General features: G+C 74.5%; 24 protein-coding genes and 1 riboswitch. Of the genes, 10 read left to right on the forward strand and 14 right to left on the reverse strand.

Annotated elements, in window-relative coordinates; genetic code table 11:
- Nucleotides 1–2,879: DEAD/DEAH box helicase (locus IEZ00_RS32355; protein ID WP_229796318.1), on the reverse strand; the 2,879-nt coding region annotated here is incomplete at its 3' end.
- 216 nt (nt 2,880–3,095) lie between these two features.
- Nucleotides 3,096–4,526 carry an RICIN domain-containing protein gene (locus IEZ00_RS32360; protein ID WP_189227178.1) on the reverse strand — a complete coding sequence of 477 codons (1,431 nt, stop codon included), beginning with the start codon at nt 4,524–4,526 and terminating at the stop codon, nt 3,096–3,098.
- A gap of 113 nt (nt 4,527–4,639) precedes the next feature.
- Here IEZ00_RS32360 and IEZ00_RS32365 point away from each other — a divergent pair, with 113 nt between their 5' ends.
- A complete protein-coding gene (locus tag IEZ00_RS32365; RefSeq protein WP_189227179.1) occupies nt 4,640–5,122 on the forward strand; it encodes a hypothetical protein in 483 nt (160 codons plus the stop codon).
- Between the two features lie 288 nt (nt 5,123–5,410).
- Here the strand turns inward: IEZ00_RS32365 and IEZ00_RS32370 are convergent, their stop codons facing one another.
- Entirely contained in the window at nt 5,411–6,271 is an 861-nt protein-coding gene (locus tag IEZ00_RS32370) for an isocitrate lyase/PEP mutase family protein (protein WP_189227180.1), read from the reverse strand.
- A 74-nt stretch (nt 6,272–6,345) separates the two neighbouring features.
- Nucleotides 6,346–7,248, reverse strand: coding sequence for a LysR family transcriptional regulator (locus IEZ00_RS32375; RefSeq protein ID WP_189227181.1), 903 nt, complete (start codon nt 7,246–7,248; stop codon nt 6,346–6,348).
- A gap of 175 nt (nt 7,249–7,423) precedes the next feature.
- On the opposite strand from IEZ00_RS32375, the gene IEZ00_RS32380 reads away from it, so the two are divergent.
- A complete protein-coding gene (locus IEZ00_RS32380) occupies nt 7,424–8,530 on the forward strand; it encodes a sensor histidine kinase (protein ID WP_229796319.1) in 1,107 nt (368 codons plus the stop codon).
- The gene (locus IEZ00_RS32385; RefSeq protein WP_189227183.1) at nt 8,527–9,234 is read left to right on the forward strand and encodes a response regulator; all 708 of its coding nucleotides are present in this window, start codon (nt 8,527–8,529) and stop codon (nt 9,232–9,234) included. The genes IEZ00_RS32380 and IEZ00_RS32385 overlap by 4 nt, the downstream gene beginning before the upstream one ends.
- Here the strand turns inward: IEZ00_RS32385 and IEZ00_RS32390 are convergent.
- Together IEZ00_RS32390 and IEZ00_RS32395 are read right to left on the reverse strand one after the other, a co-directional pair.
- Nucleotides 9,197–10,012: a peptidoglycan-binding domain-containing protein gene (locus tag IEZ00_RS32390; protein WP_189227184.1), complete on the reverse strand. Its 816-nt coding sequence runs from the start codon at nt 10,010–10,012 to the stop codon at nt 9,197–9,199. The genes IEZ00_RS32385 and IEZ00_RS32390 overlap by 38 nt on opposite strands.
- A 134-nt stretch (nt 10,013–10,146) precedes the next feature.
- Nucleotides 10,147–10,737 carry a TetR/AcrR family transcriptional regulator gene (locus tag IEZ00_RS32395; protein WP_189227185.1) on the reverse strand — a complete coding sequence of 197 codons (591 nt, stop codon included), beginning with the start codon at nt 10,735–10,737 and terminating at the stop codon, nt 10,147–10,149.
- Between the two features lie 112 nt (nt 10,738–10,849).
- Here IEZ00_RS32395 and IEZ00_RS32400 point away from each other — a divergent pair, with 112 nt between their 5' ends.
- Entirely contained in the window at nt 10,850–11,410 is a 561-nt protein-coding gene (locus IEZ00_RS32400; protein WP_189227186.1) for an NAD(P)H-dependent oxidoreductase, read from the forward strand.
- Between the two features lie 150 nt (nt 11,411–11,560).
- Here IEZ00_RS32400 and IEZ00_RS32405 read toward each other — a convergent pair whose 3' ends face one another.
- Nucleotides 11,561–12,901 (reverse strand): glycoside hydrolase family 6 protein, encoded by a 1,341-nt coding sequence (locus IEZ00_RS32405; protein ID WP_276530116.1) that lies wholly within the window; start codon nt 12,899–12,901, stop codon nt 11,561–11,563.
- An 80-nt stretch (nt 12,902–12,981) separates the two neighbouring features.
- Nucleotides 12,982–13,572, reverse strand: a complete 591-nt coding sequence (locus tag IEZ00_RS32410; RefSeq protein ID WP_189227188.1) for a DinB family protein — start codon at nt 13,570–13,572, stop codon at nt 12,982–12,984.
- Nucleotides 13,573–13,838: 266 nt separating this feature from the next.
- Here IEZ00_RS32410 and IEZ00_RS32415 point away from each other — a divergent pair, with 266 nt between their 5' ends.
- The 5 genes from IEZ00_RS32415 to IEZ00_RS32435 all read left to right on the forward strand — a co-directional run bounded on the left by IEZ00_RS32415 (nt 13,839) and on the right by IEZ00_RS32435 (nt 17,839).
- The gene (locus tag IEZ00_RS32415; RefSeq protein WP_189227189.1) at nt 13,839–14,903 is read left to right on the forward strand and encodes a hypothetical protein; all 1,065 of its coding nucleotides are present in this window, start codon (nt 13,839–13,841) and stop codon (nt 14,901–14,903) included.
- 9 nt (nt 14,904–14,912) lie between these two features.
- Nucleotides 14,913–15,644, forward strand: a complete 732-nt coding sequence (locus IEZ00_RS32420) for a class I SAM-dependent methyltransferase (protein WP_189227190.1) — start codon at nt 14,913–14,915, stop codon at nt 15,642–15,644.
- A gap of 66 nt (nt 15,645–15,710) precedes the next feature.
- Complete coding sequence (locus tag IEZ00_RS32425) at nt 15,711–16,547, forward strand: helix-turn-helix transcriptional regulator (RefSeq protein WP_189227191.1); 837 nt, start codon at nt 15,711–15,713, stop codon at nt 16,545–16,547.
- A gap of 21 nt (nt 16,548–16,568) precedes the next feature.
- The gene (locus tag IEZ00_RS32430; protein ID WP_229796320.1) at nt 16,569–17,429 is read left to right on the forward strand and encodes an oxidoreductase; all 861 of its coding nucleotides are present in this window, start codon (nt 16,569–16,571) and stop codon (nt 17,427–17,429) included.
- Nucleotides 17,426–17,839 carry a hypothetical protein gene (locus tag IEZ00_RS32435; protein ID WP_189227193.1) on the forward strand — a complete coding sequence of 138 codons (414 nt, stop codon included), beginning with the start codon at nt 17,426–17,428 and terminating at the stop codon, nt 17,837–17,839. The genes IEZ00_RS32430 and IEZ00_RS32435 overlap by 4 nt, the downstream gene beginning before the upstream one ends.
- Here IEZ00_RS32435 and IEZ00_RS32440 read toward each other — a convergent pair.
- The 6 genes from IEZ00_RS32440 to IEZ00_RS32465 form a co-directional block, all read right to left on the reverse strand.
- A complete protein-coding gene (locus tag IEZ00_RS32440; protein ID WP_189227194.1) occupies nt 17,817–18,596 on the reverse strand; it encodes an ECF transporter S component in 780 nt (259 codons plus the stop codon). The two genes, IEZ00_RS32435 and IEZ00_RS32440, sit on opposite strands and share 23 nt — an antisense overlap.
- The gene (locus IEZ00_RS32445) at nt 18,593–20,194 is read right to left on the reverse strand and encodes an ABC transporter ATP-binding protein (protein WP_189227195.1); all 1,602 of its coding nucleotides are present in this window, start codon (nt 20,192–20,194) and stop codon (nt 18,593–18,595) included. Before IEZ00_RS32445 ends, IEZ00_RS32440 begins: the two co-directional genes overlap by 4 nt.
- Nucleotides 20,191–21,231 (reverse strand): CbiQ family ECF transporter T component, encoded by a 1,041-nt coding sequence (locus IEZ00_RS32450; protein WP_189227196.1) that lies wholly within the window; start codon nt 21,229–21,231, stop codon nt 20,191–20,193. The genes IEZ00_RS32445 and IEZ00_RS32450 overlap by 4 nt, the downstream gene beginning before the upstream one ends.
- Nucleotides 21,228–22,061 (reverse strand): hypothetical protein, encoded by an 834-nt coding sequence (locus IEZ00_RS32455; protein WP_189227197.1) that lies wholly within the window; start codon nt 22,059–22,061, stop codon nt 21,228–21,230. The genes IEZ00_RS32450 and IEZ00_RS32455 overlap by 4 nt, the downstream gene beginning before the upstream one ends.
- The gene (locus IEZ00_RS32460) at nt 22,061–23,317 is read right to left on the reverse strand and encodes a peptidase (RefSeq protein WP_189227198.1); all 1,257 of its coding nucleotides are present in this window, start codon (nt 23,315–23,317) and stop codon (nt 22,061–22,063) included. Before IEZ00_RS32460 ends, IEZ00_RS32455 begins: the two co-directional genes overlap by 1 nt.
- 92 nt (nt 23,318–23,409) lie before the next feature.
- A riboswitch (cobalamin riboswitch) is annotated at nt 23,410–23,525 on the reverse strand.
- A 73-nt stretch (nt 23,526–23,598) separates the two neighbouring features.
- Nucleotides 23,599–23,997, reverse strand: coding sequence for an ATP-binding protein (locus IEZ00_RS32465; protein ID WP_189227199.1), 399 nt, complete (start codon nt 23,995–23,997; stop codon nt 23,599–23,601).
- A gap of 303 nt (nt 23,998–24,300) precedes the next feature.
- On the opposite strand from IEZ00_RS32465, the gene IEZ00_RS32470 reads away from it, so the two are divergent.
- A complete protein-coding gene (locus IEZ00_RS32470) occupies nt 24,301–25,551 on the forward strand; it encodes an FAD-binding protein (RefSeq protein ID WP_189227200.1) in 1,251 nt (416 codons plus the stop codon).
- Nucleotide 25,552 lies beyond the last annotated feature (1 nt).

Below are 25,552 nucleotides of genomic sequence, written 5' to 3' on the forward strand. Positions count from 1 at the left end.
GCCTGGTCGAACACCGGGTAGAGGGTGGTCAGCGGGATGCCCGCGGCCACCCTCCTGCCGGTGCGGGAGTCGGCGAACAGGTGCGGCGAGCGGGCGGCCAGCAGCAGTCCCGCCCAGGCCAGGTCGCCGGGGGAGGTGGTGGTGGACGAGCCGAGGCCCTTGACCGAGGTGGTGTCGGTGATCCGCGAGGTCCGGCCACCGGACTTGATCGCGGTGGCGACCGCCGGGCGCACCGGCTCCGGCACCGCGATGCCCGCCAGCTCGGGGACCGCCACCGACAGCACCAGGGCCAGCGCCTCCTCGGCGGCGTCGGCGTCCGGCGGCAGCGGGAGCAGGCCCAGCGCCTCGCGCAGCCGGTGGCCGGTGTGCGTGGACACCATCATCCGGGCGGTGAGCCGCCCCAGCTCGGTGGTGGCCAGCACGAGGTCGTCACCGCGCGGGACGGCGGTGAGGTAACCGTCCTCGACCAGGAAGGACACCGCCTCGGCCACGGGTTCCTCGTCGTCGTCGCCCTGGGCGTGCGCCAGGGTCTCCCGCCACCACGCGGTGGCGTCGGACAGCGTGCCGATGCGGCCCTGCAGCACCTCGGCCAGCACGTGGTCGGCCAGGCTCTCCCGGATGCGCGAGTACACCGAGTACCCGGCCACCAACCGGGCCTGCCATGCGGCGCGCTGGGTCTCGTCCACCACGAGGTAGGACCACCCCTCGGTCTCCCCGGCGCCGATGCGCCCGGCGCGGCCGAACATCTGCAGCACCATCGAGGTGTCCATGGTCTCGCCGCCGACGGTGGTGTCGCGGATGACCACCGCCCGCGCGGGCAGGTTGACGCCCGCGGCGACGGTCGAGGTGGCCACCAGCACGTCGGCGGTGCGGTCGCGGAAGGCGCGCTCGGCCGCGTGCTTGTGCTCGTAGTCGGAGTAGTGCAGCCGCACGCCGACTTCGGCGCACACGCGGGTGAGCCCGTCCACGTCGTCGGCGGCCACGGTGTGCACCGCCGCGCCGCGGTCGGCGGCGATGGCCATGGCGGTGGAGCGGACGTTGCGCTTGGAGCCGCAGAAGACCAGCACGCTGCCCTTCTCGGCGGTGTGCCTGCGGGTCAGGTCGACCACCACCTGCTCGCGCAGCCGCGAGTTGGAGGCGTAGCCGGAGGCGGCCGGGACGGTGGGCAGCTGCCAGGTCACCCGCGACGGCCGCCAGGTGGTGCTGACCAGCTCGGCCTGGAGCCACTCGGCGACCTCGGCGGCGTTGGTGACCGTGGCGGACAGGCCGACGATGCGCACGGGGGAGTCGGCGCCGCGGACGCGGGCCAGCAGCGCCTCCAGCAGCGCGCCGCGGCCGGGGCTGCCCAGCAGGTGGATCTCGTCGACCACCAGGCAGCCGACTTCGCCGAGCGCGGCCTGGAGGGAGCCCGCGCGGCAGATGGCCTCGAACTTCTCGGTGGTGGCCACCCACAGGTCGGCGGCGCGCACCGCGGCCACGTCCACGGTGTGCTCGCCGGAGAGCCGCTCCACCCGCAGGCCCCGGTCCCGCCAGGTCTCCAGCTCGCGGTCCAGTTCGTCGGTCAGCGACCGCTGCGGCACCAGCCAGGCGGCCTTGCGGCCCTCGTCGAGGATGGACTTGAGCACCGCCAGCATCCCGATCGCGGTCTTGCCCGCGCCGGTGGGCGCGGTGATCAGCAGGTGCTCGTCGCCGTCGACGATGTGCGGGGCGGCCTGGGTCTGGGCGGGGTTGAGCACCGGGAAGGGCAGGAACGGCAGCCACCGCGCGGGCACCAGGTCGGCGACCGGCACGGGTGCGGGGACCGATGCCGGGTCGGCCGCCTCGTGCAGGTCCCACAGCACCTGGAAGGCCAGCCGGGCGGCCCACGCCCGCTCGCCCTCGGCGGGCTCGCAGGACTCCGGGACGATGCCGCCCGCCTCGGACAGCCACGCCTCGGCGCGCAGCGGGGCGGCGGAGCCGTCCGGGGCCAGTGAGGAGATCACCTCCTGCTCCAGCCAGTGCCGGACGGCGCGGAACGGCACGCCCGCCTCGTCGAGCAGGGCGCGCAGCGCGTCGAACTCCGGCTGGTCGGGCAGCACCACGCGCAGGTCGGCGCCGGGGGCGACGGGGGGCGGCTTGAGGGTGGGGTCGGTGGTCTTGCACCACCACGACGCGCCCGGCTCGACGGCGGTCAGCCCCGGCGGCAGGGCGGGCGCGGGGTCGGCGCGGTCGGCGGGGACCGGTGCGGAGCCGCCCAGGATGGACCTGATCCGCGCGGCCATCGCGGTCGTGGTCATCCGCCTGCCGGTTCGTGCCGGTGGTGCTTCGACCCGGGGTTGCTCGACCTCGGCAGTGGTGGTCGGGGGTGTGGCGGTCGGGAGTGCGGTGTCCTCGGGCGGGGCGGAGTGCGGCGGGCTGGCGGCCACGGCGGTCTTGCGCCTGGTCGGGCGCTTGCGGGGGCGTGCGGCCTGCTGCGGCACCGGCTGGTCCGGCGAGGGACCTGCCTCCGGTTCCGCTTCCGGTTCCGCCCTGGTCTCCGCGGCCAGCGCGGCGAGCTGGGCCTCCTCGGCCAGCCGTCGGGCCACCGCCTCGGGCCGCAGGTCGCCCAGCACGGTCCGCTGCGCCAGTTGCAGCTCGCGCAGCGTGAACGAAGCCGGGCAGGCCGGGCACACCACCGCGGCCTGCAGCTGCTGGCGGACCTGACCGGGGTGCGCCCGGTACAGCCCGTGCAGCACTCCGCCGCAGCGCGGGCACGGCTTGTCGATCGGCAGCGGTGAGAACTGCCAGCCCGGCTCGGCGTAGCGGGCGATGGCGGGCGCGGGCCGCACGCCCCAGCGGGCCTCGACGACCCCCGCCACCGACGTGTCGGGGGCGGGGGAACCGGATGAGCCCAGGACCACTCACCGCCTCCCGCGCCTCGCGCCGACACCGACCCAGACGGCGATGCTAGGCCCCACCCCCGACAACCACCGCCCCAGCCGTGGCGGTGCCCGTCACGGCCGTGACGGACGGTGACTGATGAAGCACTGTGGTGGGTGTGTGGCGAGTCGGGTGGAGTCCCGCTCGGTGCGGCGGAGCGGTGATCGTCCCGGCCTGCCCGACAGGCTCCGCGCGGCTCACGCCGCCCGCCGGGTCCACTGCTGGTTGCCGCCGCCGTTGCAGCTGTGCTGCTTGATCACGGCGCCATCGGCGGTGGAGCCGCTGGTGACGTCGAGGCACTTGCCGCTGTGCCGAGCGGTGATCCGGTGGTGGCCGCCGCCCGTGTCCTGCAACTGCCACTGCTGGTTCGAGCCCCCGTTGCACGTGCGCTGTGCCACGGCCGCGCCATCGGCGGTGGAGGAGTCGCCCACGTCGAGGCACTTGCCGCTGTGCCGGGCGATGATCCGGTGGTGGCCGCCGCCCGCGTCCTGCAACTGCCACTGCTGGTTCGCCCCGCCGTTGCAGCCGTACTGCTTCACCGCCGTGCCGTCGGCCCTGGAGGAACTGGGGATGTCGGCGCACTTGCCGCTGTGCCGCGCCACGAACGTCTCGTACGCACTGCCGCTGCCCACGCCGGTGACCACCCCGGTGGCGGTGTCGATGCCGACCTGCGGCGTCCAGCTCATCGCCAGGCTGGTCGCCGAGGGGAACCGCAGTGGCAGCCACACGTACTGCGAGTCGTTCACGCGACCGCCCCACGCCCCGGCCCACCGGTCGCCCAGGTACAGGTACGAGGTCGTCTGCGAGCCCTGGACCGGGACCACGTGCGCGGTCTGCGAGCCGTAGGCGGTCGAGTCGCCGACGTCGACCGGTGAGGTCCACGACCCGGCGACGCTGCTGGCGGTGGCGTACTTCTGCTGGTTGGGGTTCCACCCGGTGGCGCCGGAGGTGAGCAGGAAGTAGGTGCCGCCGCGCTTGAACATCGCGGGCGCCTCCCGGTACGAGCCCGGCCACAGGGTGTGCACCAGGGAGTTCACCCCGAGGTAGTCCGGGGTGAGCCGGTAGACGTGCAGGTCGGCGTTCTCCCGCGCCGCCGAGATCATGTAGCCGGTGCCGTCGTCGTCGCGGAACAGCGTGATGTCGCGGGACATGTGGCCCAGCGGGCGGAAGCTGCCCCGGTAGGTGTAGTTCCCGTCGACCGTGGCGGAGGTCGCCACGGCCGCGCGGGCCTCGCCGTAGTCGCTGCCGTTCTCCTTGTGCATCCACATCACGAACTGCCCGGTGGAGCTGTTGTAGACGACCTTGGGGCGTTCGATGTTGGCCACGTTCAGCTCGGCGGCGGAGGACTGGGTGAGCACGTTGTTGCGGAACTCCCACGTGCGCAGGTCGGTGGAGCGGTAGACCGAGACCGCGCGGAAGGTGTTGTCCGCGTTGCGGTTCTCCCCGAACCAGTAGTAGTGGTCGCCGACCTTGATCATGCCGCCGCCGTGGGCGTGCACCGCAGCCCCGGTGGTGTCGGTGAACTGGGTGCCGTTGGACACCGTCACCGCCGCGGCGTGCGCGGGCGGCGCGACGACCAGACCGGCCAGCACCGCGAGCACGACGAGCGCGCCACGTCCTTGTGGCATCGCGACTCTCCTTCCCTGGGTGGAGGTCGCCCGGCGGCGTGGGCGTGCCCGCGACGTTACGGACTTGATCGGTTCCGCGGAAGACCGGCGGGTTATCCGGGTAGCCTGGCCTGATGCGGCTCCGCCCGTGCATCGGCAGGCGCGGCCGGAACGCCTCGACGAGCGTCCGGTTCGACCCCGTCACGGCCGAACTCGTGCGGCTGGGAACCTTGCTGGAGGTCGTCGTGCAGGCCGTGGCGCTGCAGGACGAGGCGGACGCGGTGATCCTCGGGTGCGCGCGGCCGGGGGAGGTCCCGTGCGAGGTCGCCAGGGTCGGCAGGGCGGTCGCGGGCCAGTACGGCAGGTTGTGCGGCTGGGTGGCGGACCTGGTCGTCACAGCCGGTTCCGGTCCGCTGCCCCGCCGCACCGGAGAGTTGCTGCGCTACCACCTCGCCATGATCGACACGGCGTTGAAGCTGGCGTTCCCCAAGTGCCGCAGCGAACGCCTTGAGCGGCACCGGTTGGCGCTGACCGGGCTCGGCGCGCCCGCGCGTGAACTGCGCGACGTGGAATTCGCGCTGCGCGAGAGGATCGTCGAGTTGGAAAGCTCCCGCTGAAGCGGTTCCGGTGAAAAATCCCCACCACGGCCGGGTGTGACGGCGCACACTGGGCCTGCGGTCCGGGGGAGGGAGCGGGCCGCGCCGAGGGGGTTGGTGTCGGTGGCGCGATCGGTGGATGAGGGCGTGCGCGCCCGGCCTGGTGAGCGGGTCAGGTTGGTGGTGGCCCTGGTGATCGTCTGCTTCGCGGTGGTGGCGAGCCTGGTCGCGTCCTGCGGGTGAGCGGGGTGTGGCCAGTGGGTGACCGCCGCGCCACCACCGTCCACACTGGACTGCGGCGGCGCGCGGTCACCTCGCCGGGCTCAGTGCCTCGGCCCGGACCGGTGGCGCGCAACGGAGGTTGCGCTCCATCAGCGCGGCGGACTCGGCCACTCCCACGGGGCCGTCCTCCAGCACCCCGTCCTCGGCCTTGAGCCTGGTCAGCGCGCCGTCGATGGCGGCCTGCGCGGCGAACAGGCAGGGCGTGCTGTAGATCGCCACGCCCACCCCGAGCGCGGCCAGTTCGGTGAGCGAGAGCCTGGGCGACCTGCCGCCCGCGATCTGGTTGAACACCAGGGGCTTGTCGCCGATCACCCGCTTGACGCGGCGCAGCGTGTCCACTGTGGGCACACCGTCGACCAGCACCGCGTCCGCGTCGGTGGCCGCGAAGGCGGCGGCCCGGCGCAGCATCTCGTCCTCGTCGGTGGCGTCGGTGCGGGCCACCACCAGCAGGCTGGTCCTGCTCTCCAGCACCAGTTCCAGCTTCTCCAGGTACTCCGGCAGCGGCAGCACCCGCTTGCCCGCCACGTGCCCGCAGCGGCGGGGGCGCTGCTGGTCCTCCAGGACCACGCCGGAGGCGCCCACCTGCTCCAGACCGCGGGTGACGTGGCGGGCCACCGGGAGGTCGACGTAGCCGTCGTCGATGTCAACCAGCAGGTGGTGGTGGGGGAAGGCCAGCCTGAGCCGCTGGGTGAAGCCGACCACGTCCGGCCAGGCGATGAAACCGATGTCGGGCAGGCCGTAGTGCGAGGCGGCCAGGCCGAAGCCGGAGACGAACAGACCCCCGTAGTGCCGCGCCGCCACCGACGCCGACAGCATGTCGAAGATGCCGATCAGCGGGGTGACGCGGGTCGACCGCACCTGCTCCCGCAGCGCCGTCCCATGATCCATGCGCCGAAGGTAGCCATCGCTGTCGCGCCGGTCGAGATATCGGAAGGATGAGGCGATCCGCTCGCGGGGCGCGGTTACCGCTGCTGCGCCGCCGCGTGCAGGGCGTCGACGAGACGGGCGACGGGCTCGGGCGGCGGGCCGGGCAGCCGCGCCAGCACCACCCTGCGCCGCTCCCGCGGGCCACCCCGCACCGCCAGCACCCGCACCCCCGGCGGCACGGCCCCGGTGAGCCAGGCGGGCACCGCGGTCAGCCCGCCCCCGGCGGCCACCAGGTGCAGCTTGGCCAGCCAGTCGCGGGCGGTGTGCGCGATCTCGGGCCGCTCGTCCAGACCCGGCCACACGCCCACCAGTCCGTCCTCGCCCGACGAGGCGCCCGCCACCCACCGGTGCCCGCGCAGGTCGGCGACGTCGACGGAGTCGGCCCCGGCCAGCGGGTGCGCCGCGGGCACCGCGAGCCGCAGCCCCCGCTCGGCCAGCGTCCGCACCTCCAGCGGCGGCGACCCGGTGTCCGGTGGGCCGAACGGCGGTGCCGAGCCCAGCAGCACCAGGTCCAGCGCGTCCGCCCGCAGCGCCCGCACCAGGGCGGGCGTGCCGCCCTCGCGGGTGGTGACGGTGATGCCGGGATGGGTGCGCCGCAACGCGGCCAGCGCCGCGGGCACCAGGGACGCGCCCGCGCTGGTGCACCAGCCCAGCCGCACCGCGCCCGCTTGCGCGGGCAGCCCGGACAGCTCCCGCCTCGCGGCGTCGACCTGGTCCAGGGCGGCCACCGCGCAGCGCAGCACGACGTGGCCTGCCGGGGTCAGCCGGACGCCGTCGCGGCGGCGCTCCAGCAGCGCCGTGCCGGTCGCCCGCTCCAGTGCGGCGATCTGCCGCGAAACTGCGGACTGGGTGCAGCCCAACGCCGTCGCCGCCGCGGTGAGCGTGCCGTGCTCGGCCGCCTCCCGGAAGACGCGCAACCCGACCAGCGAGACGTCCATGAGCTCTACGCATACCAGCCGCGCTCGGGCTCCGCCTTCCGCATGGCGTGTCGGTCCTCGGCCGGGTGGCGGCGAGTCCGATGAGGACAGCGGGGGGCGCTACCCCCGTGGGGGTAGTCGGCTATACCTCTTCGGACGGGCGACCGGGGTGGCGCCGCGCGACTACCTTGGCATCGTGTTGGCGAACCTCAAACCGATCCGGCTGGACCTGCTGCTCGCGGTGGTGCTGACCGGGTTGACCCTGGCCACCCTGGCCAGCTTCGGGGCGGGGGCGCAGCAGTGGCCCGCCTACGTGCTGGCCGTCCTGACCGCGGCGCCGATCGCGCTGCGCCAGCTCGCCCCGGTGACCACGATGGCGATCCTCGTGGCCGCGCTGGGCCTGTACACCCTCCTGGGCTACGGCGACTTCCCCAACTCGGGCATCGGCCTGCTGGTCGGCATGTTCACCGTGGCCATGCTGCGCAGCCGCGAGGTGGCGGCGCTGGTGTTCGCGGGCACGATGGTCGTGGTGGGGCTGGCCTGCCTCCGGATGTCGATGCCGGTGGTGTGGTCGGAGGTGGCGCAGACCGGCCTGGTGGTGCTGGGCGCGTGGACGCTGGGGGAGGGCACCAAGCGGTGGAGCGCGCGCTCCGAGCGGCTGGCCGAGGAGGCGGTGCAGGCGGTGGCCAACGAGCGGGTGCGCATCGCCAGGGAGCTGCACGACGTCGTCGCCCACCACATGTCGGTCATCTCGCTGCAGGCGGGGCTGGCGCAGTACGTGCTCGACAGCGATCTGGCCACCGCCCGGCAGGCGCTGGCCACCGTCGGCGACACCAGTCGCGAGGCGCTGACCGAGATGCGCCGCCTGCTCGACGTGCTGCGGGTCGACCAGTCCGACGAGTACCAGCCGCAACCGGGCCTGGCGGCGCTGGACGAGCTGGTCGCCCGCGCCCGCGGCGCGGGGCTGCCGGTGGAGACCGTGGTCACCGGCCGGGCCCGCCCGCTGCCGCCGGGTCCGGACCTGTGCGCCTACCGGGTGGCGCAGGAGTCGCTGACCAACGTCCTCAAGCACGCGGGCCCGGCCACCGCGCGGATCGACCTCGACTACGGTGAGAGCACGCTGACCCTGAAAGTGACCGACACCGGGGCCAAGCCCGCCGCGCAGCAGGTCTCCACGACCTCGCACGGCATCCGCGGCATGAAGGAGCGCGCCGAGCTCTACGGCGGCGTGCTCACCGCGGGCCCCGGCCGGGGAGGTGGGTTCTCCGTGGTGCTCCGACTGCCGATGAGCGAGGAACGATGACCATCCGCGTGCTCGTCGCCGACGACCAGGCGCTGATCCGAGCGGGCCTGGTGGCCCTGTTCCGGGCGGCGCCGGGGTTCGACGTGGTGGGCGAGGCCGCCGACGGCGCGCAGGCCGTGGCGCTGGCCGCCAGCACCGGCCCGGACGTGATCCTGATGGACATCCGGATGCCCGTCATGGACGGGATCGCGGCCACCCGGCAGATCCTGTCCGGGCCCGCCGAGGACCCGCCGAAGGTGGTCGTGCTGACCACCTTCGACCTGCCGGAGTACGTCTACACCGCGCTGGGCGAGGGGGCCGCGGGCTTCCTGCTCAAGGACACGCCGCCGGACCGGATCATCTCCGCGGTGCGCACGATCGCGGCGGGCGACATCCTGATCGCGCCGAGCATCACCCACCGGTTGATCGAGACCTACGCCCAGCACCACCGCACCACGGCGGTGGGCGAGCCGCAGCTGGCCGGGCTGACCGCGCGGGAGACCGAAGTGCTGCGGCTGGTGGGTAACGGCCTGACCAACGCGCAGATCGCCGAGCGCCTGGTGCTCAGCGAGGCCACGGTCAAGACGCACGTCAAGCGGATGATGGGGAAGCTGGGGCTGACCAGCCGGGCCCAGGCCGTGGTGGTGGCCTACGAGACCGGGCTGATCGTCCCCACCTCCGCGGCGCCTAGCGCTGGTACTCCTCCCAAGTCACCTTGGGGTTGACCGCGGGGCCGTCGTCCGCGCCCCGGCCCGCCAGGCCGTTGAGGCCCAGGTAGTAGTCGCCGGACTGGTGCTGCGCCTGGGTGGACTGGTCCGGGTCGGCCAGTGCGACGGCGTGGATGTGGTAGGCCCAGTTGCCCTGCTCCGGGGTGCGCAGCCAGGCCGCGAACCCGACCTCGCGCAGCGCCCTGACCACTGAGGTGCGGGTCGACGTGCTCATCCCGGACACCGAGATGTCCAGCACCCCGCCGCCGTCGTGGGTGCCCGCCGAACCGGCGTTGCCGGTGTTGTAGGAGCCCTGGGTGATGGTCAGCTGCCTGCCCATCCGGCCTTCGGCGGCCAGCAGCATCGCCTTGGTGCGGGTGTTCATGGTCACGCCCCGGTAGCCGACCCGGCTGCCCGCGGAGACCGGGTTGATGACGGTGTAGCGCTGCTCGCCCAGCCGCTGCAGCGACGAGGGGCCGGGCAGGCCGGAGGCGTCGAGTCCGCTGTAGCCGAGCGACCGCTGGTAGGCGGCGTAGGCGTCGATGGTCCTGGTGCCGAAGTGCCCGTCCACGTAGGAGGCGTCGAGCAGCCCCTTGGCGCTCAACGCCTCCTCCACCAGTCGCACGCTGTCGCCGCTGCCGGGGGTGATCGCCGAGTCCGCCCGTCGCGGGTCGATCTGCGCGGCCTTGAGCACCGCTTCCATGTCGGTCTCGGGCAGCGCGGCGGCCCCCGAGGGCGCGGCCGAGCCGAGGAATGCCGCGATCACACCGATCGCGACGACGAACCTGCTGAACACGCGCACCTCCGGTCGACTTCGGACGGACGGCGCCCAGTGAAGCGCGACCGAGTCGTGGTCGGCAAGAGTTGGCGAAAACTGGGTGTAGTTGGTTGGCGATTTGCCATCGGACACCCGTAGCGGCGTGGGGCCGCTCAGGCGAGGCGGGAGACGAGGTCGTGCCAGCCCGCCTCCAGGCGTTCCGGGGACATGCCGCGGCGGGTGAGCAGGTGGTCGATCAGCGCGCTGTCCAGGTAGCCCATCAGCGCCAGCGCCCGTGGCTGGACGTCGCCACCCGCGCCCGCCTGGCGCAGCAGCACCGCGACGTGCGTCAGCCGCAGCGAGTAGGCGGGGACCTCGAAGCGGCGGCCCGTGGCCGGGACGGCCGCCAGGTAGAGGTCGCGGTGGGTGTGCTCGTGGCGGATGACGGCGGGGCCGAAGGCGTGCAGGCGGTCCACCGCAGGGGCTCCGGGACCCAGCGGCGGGGGGCCGTTCATGAACTCCGCCTGCAGTCGCTGCTCGCTGTGGTCGAGCAGGGCCTGCAGCAGTCCGGTGCGGTCGCCGAAGCGCCGGAAGACGGTGCCCTTGCCGACGCAGGCCGCCGCGGCGACCGCGTCCATCGTCAGGTTCGCCGCTCCGTGCTCCTCGGCCAAGCGCGCGGCGGCCTCCAGCAGGCGTGCCCGGTTGCGGGCCGCGTCGGCGCGCAACGGCGGGGTGCTGCCGACCGGGGTGAGGGCGATGTCCATGGGAATGAGCGTAGCCGCGCGCGGGTTAAATGGACCACGGTCCGCTTCATGTGGTAGACCTTAAGCGGACCACGGTCCGCTTTCACGCCCACCTCGACATCCGGAGTTCGCCATGTCCGCACGCATCCTCGCTCTCGTCGGCAGCCTGCGCGCCGCCTCGCACAACCGCCAGCTCGCCGAGGCCGCCGTCAAGCACGCCCCCGAGGGTGTGACGATCGAGCTGTTCGAAGGGCTGGAAACGATCCCCTTCTACAACGAGGACATCGACGTCGAGGCATCCGTGCCGGAGCCCGCGGCGCGGCTGCGCGCGGCGGCGGCCGAGGTGGACGCGCTGCTGCTGTTCTCCCCCGAGTACAACGGCACCATGCCTGCGGTGCTGAAGAACGCCATCGACTGGCTGTCGCGGCCCTACGGCGCGAGCGCCATCGCGGGCAAGCCGGTGGCCGTGGTCGGCACCGCGTACGGCCAGTACGGCGGCGTGTGGGCGCAGGACGAGGCGCGCAAGGCCGTGGGCATCGCGGGCGGTACGGTGCTGGAGGACCTCAAGCTGTCCATCCCCGGCTCGGTGGTCCGCTTCGCCGAGACCCACCCGGCCGACGACGCCGAGGTCGCCACCGCGCTGGCCGAGGTCGTCCAGCGGCTGTCCGCGCACGCCTCCGGCGTCACCGCCTGATTCCCGCGGCCTGATTCCCGCGGCCTGATTCCCGCGGCCTGATTCCCGCGGCCTGATTCCCGCGGCCTGATTCCCGCAGTCGGGCCCGCACCCATGGGCGGTGCGGGCCCGGCGACGCGCCGAGGCGCTGGTGACCGGCGGACTCGGAGGTCACAGCGGCGGGTGCGCGTTGCGCAGCAGCTCCTGGAAGTGCGCGGAGAACCAGGCTCCCGCGGGCGGCGCGTCCGGCCGCGCGCCCGTCGGGTCCGGCGTGGCGTCCGGACTGCCGGTGTAGCTCGGATCGCACATCGGGTTGAAGTTGTCCTCACCGGTGGGCAGCGGGATGCTGGCGCCGTCGGACACGCCCGGCGGCTTCATCCACACGTAGGCGTCGACGCCGGGCTCCGGCGCGGCGACCGGCCGCTCGCCCAGCCCGGCACCGACCTGGTTGCACCAGTTGTAGATCCTGGCGCGGCGATCGAGCCTGCTGCCGTCCACGTAGTCGTCCACGCCGGTCTTCGGTCCGGGACCGGTCGGCCGGTTCGGACCACCCCACCCGTTGCGCGAGGTGTCGACCAGCACACCCACGCCGGGGTCGAAGCCCGCCTCGACCAGCTCGGCCCGGAACCGCCGGGCGTAGGAGAGCTCGTCGACGAAGTCGTTCCAGTCCACCCACCGGCTCTGCAGCACCGGTCGGCCGCCGACCACGTCGTCCCTGCTGAAGTACTCCTCGCGCAGCACCGAGTAGTCCGCCGTGTTGGCGATGAAGCCGTGCACGTTCGCCGGGGTGCTGCCCGCGGCGCGGGCGGCGGCGGCGAACACCTCCGCCGCGGGCAGGCGGTCGGAGGCCCAGCCGAGCCACCCGTGGTGGGCGATGTCGAGGTAGTTGTAGACGTTGGGGATCGCGCCCAGCTTCGCCAGCGCGTAGCCGACGCCCTCCACGTACACACCGGTCTCCTTGACCCGGTCGCACTCGGGGGTGGCCAGGTTGGCGGGGATGGTGTGGGTGACCAGGAACGGCAGCGAGTCGTGCTCCACCACCACGACGACCCGCAATCGCGCGTACGCCGGATCGGCCAGGATCTCGGCGATCGGGTCGATGAACTCCTGCCGGTACCGCGGCAGCTCCCGCACGTCCAACTCGCCGTTGGTGGACAACCTGCCGCAGTCCCGCTGCGGCAGGTTGTGCAACACCAGCTGCACGAGGTCGGCCTCTTGGCGCAGCGCCTCGTCCAAGTGGTCGCGCAGGCCCATCCGGCCGCTGAAGCCCTCGATGGAGGCGATGCGGTCCAGCCACACGCCCGTCGGCAGGTTCGCGACGGCTGAACCACCGGGTTCGCGCGCGGCCCGCGCGGACCACTCGGGGTTCACGTACACCCGCGCCCCCGCGTAGGGGTTGTCGACGCGGGCGGTGCCCGTCGCCGCCGCGGGCCACCCGGCGAGCGCGGTCACCAGCAGCAGTGCCGCTGAGGCCCGGCCCAGCCGGGACGGTCGGAGAACGCGCGCGGACACCATCGAAGACGACCCCCGATCACCACAGCACTGTGCGTTCCGCAGGGCGCCACCGACGGTAGTGGCTCGGCAACGGCGCGTCAGCCGCCGTCCGCCGTCTTCGCCGCGTGCTCCAACCGGTCCCGGTAGCTCTTCCACCACGCCTCGTCGCCCGGCGCCATGTTGTCGTTGCCCGCCTGCATCCCCACGGCCCCGTCGACCAGCTCCCGGACGATGTCGGCGTGGCCCGCGTGCCGGTGCGTCTCGGCGATCATGTGCACCAGGATCAGGTGCAACGTCGCGTCACGGCCCTTCTCCGACCACCACGGGACCCGGCCGGGCGCAGTCAGGTCCAGCGCCTCGATCGTCGCGTCCGAGTGCGCCCGCGCCCGGCGGTAGAGCCCCACCACGTCATCACGCGACTCCTCCGGCGTGGCCCACATGTCGGCGTTGGGCTCGGCGTCCTCCCGCAGCCACGGCAACTCCTCCGGGAAGGGCCTGCCGAAGCAGCGGCCGAAGTACCCGATCTCGCACCCGGCCAGGTGCTTGACCAGGCCGAGCAGGTTGGTGCCGGTGGCCGTCAGCGGGCGACGGATGTCGTACTCCGACAAGCCCTCCAGCTTCCACAGCACCGCGTCGCGCGCGGAGTTCAGGTAGCGGTGCAGGTCCGACTTCACATCCGTCCCGGTCATGCCGGACAGCCTGCCACGCGACACCGACACGACCGAGCGCGCGAGCCGGCCGGTGTCACACGATCGCATGGACCGCGCCGCGCGCCGCCATCCTCTGTGGACAGACGCTCGCCGCCGTCGGCAGAATGCTCTTGGTCGAAGGGCGGTCTCACGCGGAGATCCTGCGAGCCGCCGGTGGCCCCTCCCACCCACAGCGCCGAAGACGGCCGCAGCCCGGCCCAGGCGCCACCGGACCACCCGCTCCGCGCCCGCAGTCAGGACTCGCCATGCACCCCGCCGCCGAGCACCACCCGCTACCCCTGCACCTGGTCGGCTCGCTGCCGCCCCCGCTGTGCGCCGACCCCGTCGCCGCGATGAGCTGGTTCCTCCGCCACCGCGGCGACGTCCCGCTGACCGCGCTGCCCTACGAGCGCGATCCCCGCTGGATCATCGACTGGCTCACCGACGGCCTGGCCGCGGTGCCCGCGCTGGAGCGGGTCCACGACGGGGAGAGCCGCGACTACGAGGACATGCCCCGCTACCGCGTGCGCGAAGGCCACCTGCTCAGCCCCGGCGACGTGGCGCCGGGGCGGCCCGCGCAGGCCGAGGCCGCGTTCGCGGCGCTGGCCGCGCTCGACCCGCCGGAGCCGGTGCGGGTGCAGGTGGGCATCCCCAACGCGCTAGACCTGGCGCTGTTCGCGTTCGGCTCGGTGGAGGCGGCCCAGCGGCACCTGCCCACCGTGCAGGCCGCGGTGGCCGGTGAGGTCGCCCAGCTCGCCGCCCGCTGGGGCGACCGGGTCCAGCTGCAGCTGGAGACACCGGCGGTGCTCATCTCCTACCACCGGACTCCGCGCGAGGCGTGGCCGCCGCTGACCGCCGAGCTGGTGCGGCAGGTGACCGGCGTGCTCGCCGCCGCACCGCACGTCCGCTGGGTGCTGCACCTGTGCTACGGCGACCTGGGGCACGTCCCGGTCTTCACGCCCACCGACCTGGAACCCGCCGTGGAGTTCCTCAACGCACTGGCCGACGCGGCGCTGGAGCGCCGCACCCCGATGCCGGTGGTGCACCTGCCGGTCACCCACGGCGACGCCGCGCCACCCACCGACCCGGCGTTCTACGGCGCGCTGAGGCGGCTGCGGCGGGGGATCGCGGTCATCGCGGGCGTGGTCGCCGAGAACCACCCCGAGCAGACCCGCCGCGCGCTCGACCTGACCGCGCGGGCACTGGGCGGACCGGTCGCCGGAGTGGCCGCCGCCTGCGGGTACGGGCGGCGCACCCCCGCCGCCGCGGCGGCGAACATGGCGCTGGCCGTGCGGCTGGTCCACGAGCGCACGCCGGTGCGCGCGGCCTAGTTTGGCGGCATGGCGGAATCGGACGAGCAGTACGACGCGCTCGGTGAACTGTACGAGCGCACCAAGCACATCCCGACCGGGTTGGCGGAGCGCGCGACGCTGCTGTCCGCGCTCCCCGACCTGGCGGGCAGGTCCGTGCTGGACGTGGCCTGCGGCACCGGCTTCTACCCGCGCCTGTTCCGGGAGCTCGGCGCGGCCCGCGTCCTCGGCGTGGACTCCGCGCGGGAGATGGTCGCCCACGCCCGCGCCGTCGAGGAGCGCGCCCCGCTGGGCATCTCCTACGCCCGGCACGACGCGGCCTCGCTGCCGGTGCTGGGCGCTTTCGACGTGGTGACCGCGATCTGGTTGCTCGGCTACGCCGAGGACGTGGCCGCGCTCGACCGGATGGTCGGCAGCCTGCGCGCCAACCTCGTCCCCGGCGGAACCCTCGTCGTGCTGGTGCCCAACCCCGACGCGGACTGGGACCTGCTCGCCGACTACGGCCGCTACGGCTACGAGGTGACCAGGACCGGGCCGCCCGGCCCCCGGCAGCAGGTCCTGGTGCGCGTCCCCGGTGAACCGCCCTTCGAGTTCGGCTCGTTCTTCTGGGAGCCCGGCGTGTTCGACGCGGCGCTGGCGCGGGCGGGACTGGCCGAGGTCCGCAGGCACCCCGAGGTGGTCCCGCAGGACGGTCGCGGTGAGCGTTTCTGGGGCCCGCTGCGGCGCAGCCCCAGCTTCGCGGTGTTCAGCGCCCGCCGCTGAACCTAGGAGTACCGCACCCCCCTTCGCGGGCTCCACGACGCCGCGAGCTGTCCTAACCTCGGGGGCATGAGCAGCCGCAACGCACTCGGCCAGTTCCTGCGGGCCCGGCGGGAACAGGTCCGCCCGGAGGACTCGGGCCTGCCGGTGCAGGGCAGGCGGCGGGTGGCGGGCCTGCGCCGCGAGGAGGTCGCCGTCCTGGCGGGCGTGAGCACCGACTACTACGTGCGCCTTGAGCAGGGCCGCGAACGGCACCCCTCGGCCCAGGTGCTCGACGCGCTGGCAGGCGCGCTCGGTCTGGAGCACGAGGCGATCGGGCACCTCCACGCGCTGGCCCGCCCCACTCCCGCCAAGCGGCGCCCCGCGCCCCGGCGGGAGCGGGTGAGCCCGACCCTGCTGCGCATGATGGACGGCTGGCCGGACAACCCGGCCGTGGTGCTGGGGCGGTGCCTGACCGTGCTGGCGCACAACGCGCTGGGCGAGGCGCTGTTCAGCGGCCACCGCTACAGCGCCGACCTCGTGCGCCTGGTGTTCCTCGACCCGGACGCGCGGGAGTTCTACCCGGACTGGGACCGGGTGGCCGTCAACGTGGTCGCCGCGCTGCGGGCCGCGGCGGGCGCCGACCAGGACGACCCCCAGCTGGTCGAGGTGGTCGGCGAGCTGTCGGTCAAGAGCGAGGTGTTCCGCAAGCTGTGGGCCCGGCACGACATCCGGCAGAAGACCCACGAGACCAAGCGGTTCCGGCACCCCCTGGTCGGGGAGCTGACATTGGAGTACGAGTCCCTGGCCGTCAACGGCGCGCCCGGTCAGCAGTTGGTGATCTACCAGGCCGAGCCGGGCAGCGCGTCAGCGGAGTCGCTGCGGCTGCTGGGCAGCCTCGCCGCCTCCCGCGCCGACGACCGCTGAAAGGCCCCCGTGACTTCTCCCGTGACTTCTCCCGTGTGGTTCATCACCGGCTGCTCCACCGGCCTCGGCCGGGCGCTGGCCACCGCCGTGCTCGACCGGGGTTGGCGCGCCGCGGTGACCGCCCGCGATCCGCGTGCGGTCGAAGACCTCGTCGCCGCGCACGGCGACCGGGCGCTGGCGCTGCCCCTGGACGTCACCGACGCGACTCGGGTCGACGGGGCCGTGCGGCGCGCCGAGGACGCCTTCGGCCGGATCGACGTGCTGGTCAACAACGCCGGGTACGGCTACCTGGCCGCCGTCGAGGAGGGCGAGGACGAGCAGGTGCGGGCGCTGTTCGACGCCAACTTCTTCGGCCTGGTGGACACCACCAAGGCGGTGCTGCCGGGGATGCGCGCCCGCCGCTGCGGGCACGTCGTGAACATCTCCTCGCTCGGCGGCCTGGTGGCCTTCGGCGCCACCGGCTACTACCACGCCACCAAGTTCGCCGTCGAGGGGCTGTCCGAGTCCTTGGCCGCCGAGGTGGCACCGCTGGGCATCCGGGTCACCATCGTCGAACCCGGCGCGTTCCGCACCAACTGGTCGGGTCCGTCGATGCGGCAGTCCGCCACCCGCATCGACGACTACGAGGGCACGGCGGGGGCGCGTCGCGCGGCCACCCTGGCCACCTACGGCAGCCAGCCGGGCGACCCGGCGCGGGCGGCGGAGGCGATCATCACCGCGGTCGGTGCCGACGAGCCGCCGCTGCGGCTGCTGCTGGGCGGGGCGGCGCTGGGGGTGGCCGAGGCCAGGCTCGACTCGCTGCGGACCGCCTTCGACGCCTGGCGCGACCTCACGGTCAGCGCCGACTTCCCCGCCGACGTCCCCGAGGAAGCCGGGGGATGAGTCCCGACTGGCGGCGGCAGGGCCGGTTGAGCGCGGTGATCGAGCGCGTGCGCGGCCGGTCGGCCGGTTTCGTGGGGGCGCGGATGGACGTCGCCACCTCGGCGGTGTGGCTGTACTGGCACCGGGAGGTTCCGCCGGAGGCGGCCGAACGCGCCCGCGCGGAGGCGGACGGGGGCGTCGTGGTCGAGTTGCGCACCACGCCGTACGCGCTGGACGAGTTGACCGCCGAGGCGGCCCGCGTCCTGCGGACCTGCCCGGCGGCGGTGAGCGCGGGCCCCAACCGCGACTACGACGGCCTCAGGATCGGCGTCAACGCGAGCGAAACGCCCCTGGACGCTGTTCGCGTGGAGAGCCGGATGCCGGTCGAGCTGATGGCCAGGGGTCGGATCATCCCGATCCGCCGGGGCTGACCGGGCCCCTGTCGAACACCGCGCGGCGGGCGGCGCGGCGCAGGGTGCGCAGCAGCACCGGGCCGGTGGCCAGCACCAGCACCGCGGTGGTGACCGCCCGGCCGACGTCCCAGGCCAGCGAGGTGGCCAGGCTGAACACCACCAGGCGGGACAGGTTCTCCGCGAGCGGGGCGCCGGGCTGGAACGACAGCGCGCTGCCGGTGCCCAGGGCGAACGGCCAGAACGACAGGTTCAGCAGCAGGCCGTAGACCAGGGCCGCCGCGGCGCCGTAGACCGCCAGCAGGGCCAGTTCCGCCCCGCCGCGCCACCGGGGCAGCAGGCCCGCGCCCAGCGCCACCCACGCCGCGCCGAGCATCTGGTAGGGCAGCCACGGGCCGACGCCGCCGGTCAGCAGCGCCGAAGCGAACAGCGCGGTGTTGCCCAGGACGAAGCCGAAACCGGGGCCGAACACCCGCCCGCCCAGCACGAGCAGGAAGAACACCGTCTCCACGCCGCCGGTGCCCGCGCCGAGCGGGCGCAGCGCCGCGCCCAGCGCGGAGAGCACGCCCAGCACCGCCACCGCCTTGGCGTCGATGCCGCCGGAGCTCAGCTCGGCCAGCACGACAGCCACCACCAGCGGCAGCAGCAGGGCGAACAGCCACGGCGCGTCCACCCCTTGGGCCAGGCCCGCCTCCGGCGCGACGATCAGCGGCCACCCGAACGCCGCCACGCTGATCAGCGCCGCGAACACCAGCACGAACACCACGCGGGGCCTCACCGGGCCGCCATCGCGGTGCGGACGTCGTCCACGGTGAGCCACGGCCGCGGCGCGAGCACCTTGGCCACCTGCGGGGAGAAGATCGGCGAGGCGGTGACCACCTCGGCGGTCGGGCCGTCGGCGACCACCTCGCCCCCGGCCAGCACCACCACGCGGGTCGCGCACTCCGCGGCGAACTCCACGTCGTGCGTGGCCAGCACCACCGCGTGACCGGCGCGGGCCAGCTCCCGCAGCGCTTCCGCCAGCCGTGTCTTGGCGGGGTAGTCCAGGCCGCGGGTGGGCTCGTCCAGCAGCAGCGCGCGCGGCTCGGGCGTCAGCGAGATCGCCAGCACCAGCGCCAGGCGCTGCCCCTCGGACAGGTCCCTCGGGTGCGCGTCGTCGGCGATGCCGGGCGCGATGCGCTCCAGGATCGCCCGGCAGGTCCCGGCGGACCGGTCGGACTCGCGGTCGGCCTGCGCGCACTCCCCGGCCACGGTGTGCAGGTACAGCAGGTCGTCGGGCTGCTGCGGCACCAGCCCGACCGAACGCCGCCGCACCGCCGGCTTGAGGTCGGCCGGGTCCACCCCGTCGAGCCGCACCGAACCACCGGACCGGCGTCCGCTGCCCTGCACCGCCCACAGCAGGCTGGACTTGCCCGACCCGTTGCGGCCCATCAGCGCCACCAGCTCGCCGCCCGCCACCGCGAGGTCGACCCCGCGCACCGCCTCCACGCCGGAGTAGGACACCCGCACGCCACGAGCCCGCAGCAGGTCGCCGGTCGGTCGCGGTGCGGCGGCCGGGGGAGCGGGCAGCTCGTCGCGCAGCGGACCCGCCAGCCGCCGAGCGTCCCGGACGGACACCGGGACGGGCTGCCACCCGGCCAGCCGCGCCAGCCGCACCACCGGCGGGGCCACGGGCGCCTCGGCCAGCACCGCGCCCGGATCACCCGCCACGGCCGCCCGCGCGCCGCCGGGCAGCCACACGACCCGGTCGGCGTACTGGGCCACGCGCTCCAGCCGGTGCTCGGCGATCAGGACGGTCATGCCCAGGTCGTGCACCAGGCGGTGCAGCGCGGCGAGCACGTCCTCGGCCGCGCCGGGGTCCAGGGCGGAGGTCGGCTCGTCGAGCACCAGCACGCGCGGGTGCGCGGTCAGCGCCGCCCCGATCGCCACCCGCTGCTGCTGCCCGCCGGACAGCGTCGCGAGCGCGCGGTCGCGGACCTCGACCAGCCCCAGCAGGTCCAGCGTCTCCTCGACGCGCTTGCGCATCACCGGGTCGGGCAGTCCCAGCGACTCCATCGAGTAAGCCAGCTCCTCCTCCACGGAGTCGGTCACGAACCCGGCCTGCGGGTCCTGCGCCACCAGGCCCACCACGTCGGCCAGCTCGCGCGGCGGGTGGTCGCGGGTGTCGCGGCCGTCGACCAGGACGCGGCCCTCCAGACGCCCGCCGGTGAAGTGCGGGACCAGGCCGTTGACCGCCCGCAGCAGGGTCGACTTGCCCGAACCGGTGCGGCCGACCACCAGGCACAGCTCGCCCTCGGGCACGACCAGGTCCAAGTCGGCCAAGGCGGGCCGGGTTGCGTCGGGGTAGGTGACGGTGACGTGCTCGAACCGGATCACGCGCTCCTCCGGTGGGCCGCGACGAGGGAGGGGAGGAGCCCGACGAGCACGCCGACGGCGGGCAGCGCGGGCAGGTGCGGCGCGGACAGCGGCGAGGTCTGCACCACCATGTCCGGCCCTCCCGACAGCACCGCGCACATCGCCGCCACCGCGCCGGAAGCGGCCACCAGCAGTTCCCGCGCCCGCCAGCGGTCCGGCCGGTACCGGCTGCGGCGCACCCGCCGGGAGCCCGCGACCAGGCCCGCCACCGCCAGCAGCACGCCCACCAGCAGCACCGGAACCCCCGCCGAACTGCCGTCCAGCAGCGCGTACACCCCCACGCACAGGCCGATCACACCGCCCAGCACCAACACCGCGGTGAGCAGCCGCGCCCGCCGCGACAGACCCGCGTTGCGGCCGTAGCCGCGCGAGTCCATGGCCGCGGCCAGGCTCAGCGACCGCTCGAACGCGCCCTCCAGCACCGGCACCAGCAGCGTGCGGACCGCACCCCGACCGCGGATCGCGTCACCGCGCAGCCGCCGGGCCCGCCGCACCGAGCGGGCGCTGGCCGCCAGCTGCGGGGCGACGGTCAGCGCCACCACCACGGCCACGCTGACCTCGTAGAGCGCGGCGGGCAGCGACCGCAGCAGCCGCTTGGGGTTGGCCACCGCGTTCACCGCGCCGACGCACCCCAGCAGCGTCGCCAGCTGCAGGCCCTGCACCAGCGCGAACACCAGTCCTTCCGCGCTCACCGGGCCGCCCAGCCGCAGGGCGGGTGGCCACAGCGGCAGCTGGGGCAGCGTGAACAGCACGGTCGGTCCCTGGACACCGCCGAGCAGCACGTGGAACACCACGCGCAGGGCGATCACCACCAGCCCGAACTTCAGGAAGACGCCGTAGGACGACGCCCACGGGGTGTCCTGCGCGCACGCCACCGCGACGTACCCCGCCACGGCCAGGACCAGGCCGAGCAGCAGCGGGTTGGTGGTCCGGGCGGCGACCACGGCCAGCCCGAGCGCCCACAGCCACCACGCGCCGGGGTGCAGCGCACGGGTCACGGCTCGGCCCTGCGCCTGCGCGCGGTCCACGCGCCGAGGCAGGCCAGCACGGCGATCACGACCAGGCCCGCGAGCCAGCCCAGCCCGTTCGACCGGTCCTCGGAGGTTGTCGCGACCGGCGCGGGAACGGCGGTCGACGACGGTGCTCCGCCCGGTGCCGGGGAGGTGGACGACGGGGTGCTCACCGCGCTGCTCGGGGTGCTTTCCGGGGCGCTGCTGAGGGTGTCGCCGCTGGTTTCGCCCCCTGGTTCGCTCCGGGGGGTGTCCTCGGTGCCGCCGCGGCCGGTCGTCGTTGTGGGCGTCGCGGGCTGCGGCACGCCGGGACGCGGCGGCTCGGGCGCGGGCGGCTCGGCGGCCCCGGCCCGCGTGGTGGTGGGCTTCGGCGCGGGCGCGGGGGGCGCGATGCCGGGCGGCTGGGCCGCGCCGAACGCCCAGCCCTCGACCGAGCCCGGCGCCGGGTCGTGCCCGCCCGCGCCACCGCTGCTGTAGGTCCAGCCCGCGCCGGGCTGCCCGTGCCAGTACGACCAGTAGGCCGTGGTGGGGGAGGGGGTGACGCACGGGTCGGCGGCGGGCTGCCCGTCGATGCGGCACACGTAGCCCGGCTGCCGCGAGGCGAAGGTGTAGCCGAACCCGGCCGCCGCCAGCGCGGCCAGCCCGCTGGCCGGGTCGCCGGGTGCGCAGCCGGTCCGCACGCCACCACCCAGCGGCCCCCGGTCGACCACCACGGTCACGCCCGCGCACTCCGCCGCCTGGGCCGTGCCCACCGCCGTGGCGCTGATCAGCCCGGCCACGACGACACCGGTCGCCAGCACCGCCAGCAAGCGCCGCATCACCGCTCCGCGCGGCGCGGGCGGGCCAGCAGCAGCGCCAGGACGCCCGTGGCGATCAACAGCACTCCCAGGGCCAGCGCCGGACCCGGCTCGAAGCCGGTGCGCGCCAACTGGCGGGTGCCGTTGCTGGTCACCGGCGCGGCAGCGGCGGGTTCCGAGGACGTGGACGTGCCGGCGGTCGTCGTGGTGGCGGGGACAGCCGTGGTGGTCGTGGTCGTGGTGGTGGTCGTGATCGGGCAGTCCGATGCGGGCGCGGTCGCCTCGCCGTGCGCGGACAGCTCCAACAGGCCCACGCCGACGATGCCGGTGATGCCCTGGGTGGTCGCGCGCGTGGCGTTGCCCTGGTCGAAACCGGTGGCGTCGTAGGCGATGGCGCCCGCGCGGGCCGCGTCACCGCAGCCGACCTGCAAGCTCTTGAGGAACGCCACCGCCTTGTCCGCCGCCGCCGTGCGCCCGCCCACGCGCAGCGCCTGCGCGGCCAGCCCGGTGCTGTTGGCGTTCTCCTGCGGCGTCGGACCGCTGCCGCGGAACCCGCCGCCGGGCCCCTGAACCCCTTCCAGCCACTCCAGGGCCCTGGCCGCCTCGGCCTGCCTGCCCGAGGCCAGCAGTGCCTGCGCCGCGTAGCCGGTGGTGTCCGCGTCTGAGGCGCAGGGCGTCTGCTCCAGGTACAGCGGGAAGCCGCCGTCCTGGCAGGCGGCGTCCACCAGGTAGTCGACGGCGGCCTCCGGGGCGGTGCCGTGCCGCTCCAGCGCGATCACCGCCAGCGACTGCGTGATGCCGTTGCTGTAGTCGCCGTAGGCCGACTTGTCGCTGAACCGGCCCGAAGGGGCCTGCAGCGCGGTCAGCCGGGAGATCAGGTCGACCCCGCCGAAGGACCGCGGGTCGCGCCCCTGCACCTGCGCGACCAGCGCGAGCTTGGCGTGCGCGCCCGCGTAGGACTCGGTGGTCCCGTCACCGAGGTAGGCCGCCAGCGTCTGAGGCCGCGCCAGCCAGTCGGTGGCCTTGGTCGCGTTGTCCTGCGCCACGCCCGCGGCGGCGAACGCCAGCACGGCGTCGGCCGTCGCGCCCTGGTCGGGGTAGGGAACCTGGTCCACCACCGTCTCCAGGCGCTCGCCGTCCACCAGTTGCCTGGCCAGCCACCCGGCCGCGGTCGGGGCGGGGGAGGAGGGGGCGGCGTGCGCCGGGGTCAGGCCCGCCGACCAGGTCAGCAGCAGGGCGACCGCGGCGGTGCTCGTGGCGATCTTGCGGTTCAGCACGGTGGCGCCTTTCCGGGGCGAGGCGCCGAGCGGAACCCGGACGTCGCGGTGGCGGCGTCCTCGGGCTCCGACCCGCTCTCCTCGACGGTGTCAGAGCGAAACCGCGCACGCCGGGTGTTCGGGCTCGGCGTCCGCCTCGGACGCCCCACCGTTGCGGGCCAGCGCCGGATTTCGACCGGCTTCCCCCGCCGTGCGCGGATGCTGTTGTCTCGGTGGCCGATGGTCGGTCACGCTCACGCGACGTGTCAACGTGACGGGTTCGGCGGGGAACCGGAACCGCTTCAGGTGGTGACCTCGGCCCAGACCGTCTTGCGGGTGGCCTGCGGCACCACGCCCCACAGTGCGGCCAGGCGGTTGACCAGCAGCAGCCCGCGGCCCTCGGGGTGCAGCACGCTGCCGAAGCGGCCCAGCACCGGCAGCCGTCCCGGACTGCTGTCCTCCACCTCGATCCGGACCACCCCGCTCGCGCGGGGGCGCAGCACCCGGTACCGGCGTGGCGAGTCGGCGTGCCGGAAGGCGTTGCTGAGCAGCGCGTTGGCCACCAGCAGCACATCGGTGAGCCGGTCCTCCGCGACGTCGGCCAACAGCCCCGAGGTCCACTGCCTCATGCGCGCCAGCGGCGGTCGGTCGCCGTGCAGCACGACCTCCACCCACTCGTTGGGGCGTTCCACGATCCGCACGCGTGCAGCTCCTCCACTGAAACTCGTTTAAGTGCGCGGGATACCCGCAGAGTAGACGGTGAAACCTCGGCGTTGGTCCGGTGCTCCTAGGGCGGGTGCCGCATCCGGCGCACGCGAGGGCGACGATGAGCGCAACCGGCGGGCGCTGTCGAGGTGCCCAGCCCGCCGTCGAGCGGATCTTCCCGCCCGTCCGCCGGAGCCCCGCTCCCGCGCTCGCGCGACGCACTGAGAACATTTCGTGAGAAAAGCTCATTCTCGGGTGGCCGATCCGGTCGTGGAACCACCCAGGACGCGGGAGGTCGCGTGACGGTGCGCACGAACTGGGCGGGCAACTTCGCCTTCTCCGCCGAACGGGTGCTGGCTCCCGCGTCGGTCGAGGAGGTCCAGCGGGTCGTCGCGGAGGCGAGCACCGCGCGAGTGGTCGGCACCGGCCACTCGTTCAACCGGATCGCCGACACCACCGGCACCCTGATCAGCCTGGAGGGCCTGCCGGAGGTCTTCGAGCCGGGCGCGGACACCGCGCGCGTGGGGGCCGGGATGAAGCTGGCACGCCTGGCCGAGCTGCTGCACTCCCGCGGCCTCGCCCTGCCGACCATGCCGTCGCTGCCGCACATCACCCTCGCGGGCGCGTGCACCACCGCCACCCACGGCTCGGGCAACCTGGTCGGCTCGTTCGCCGACATGGTGCGCTCGGTCGACCTGGTCACCGCCGACGGCTCGCTGCGCACGCTGCGCCGGGGCGAGCCCGGCTTCGAGGGCGCGGTGGTGTCGCTGGGCGCGCTGGGCGCCGTGGTGGCGCTGGAGGTGGCCGTCCAGCCGGACTTCGACGTCGAGCAGCGCGTCCACGACCTGCCGTGGGACTCCCTGGTGGAGCACGTCCAGGACATCTTCGCCACCGCCTACAGCGTCAGCGCCTTCACCCTCTACCGCGGCACCGCCGAGGTGTGGGTCAAGCGGCGGCTCGACGACGAGCCCGCGGACCTGGCCGCGTTCGGCGGCCGCCCCGCCGACGGGCCCCGGCACCCGGTGCCGGGCCAGCCCGCGCTGCACTGCACCCCGCAGCTGGGCGAGCCCGGCCCGTGGCACGAGCGCCTGCCGCACTTCCGCGCCGACTTCACCCCGAGCGTGGGGGAGGAGCTGCAGTCGGAGTACTTCGTGGCGCGCGAGCACGCCGCCGACGCGCTGCGCGCCCTGGCGGAGCTGGGCGAGCGGTTCGCCCCGGTGCTGCTGACCTCGGAGATCCGCACCGTGGACGCCGACGAGCAGTGGCTCAGCCCGGTGCACGGGCGACCCGCCGTCGCCTTCCACTTCACCTGGCGCCAGGACACCGACGCGGTGCTGGAGGTGCTGCGGCTGGTCGAACAGGCGCTCGCGCCCTGGTCACCCCGCCCGCACTGGGGCAAGCTGTTCGCCCTCGCGCCGGAGCAGCTGCGCGCCCGCTACCAGTGGTCCCGCTTCGCCGACCTGCTGGAGGAGTTCGACGCGGCCGGGAAGTTCCGCAACGAGCTGGTGACCCGCTGGTGCTCCGGCTCGTCCACCACCGCCACGCCGTAGC

The sequence above is a fragment of the Saccharothrix coeruleofusca genome, from assembly GCF_014648515.1.
Taxonomy (GTDB): Bacteria; Actinomycetota; Actinomycetes; order Mycobacteriales; family Pseudonocardiaceae; genus Actinosynnema; species Actinosynnema coeruleofuscum.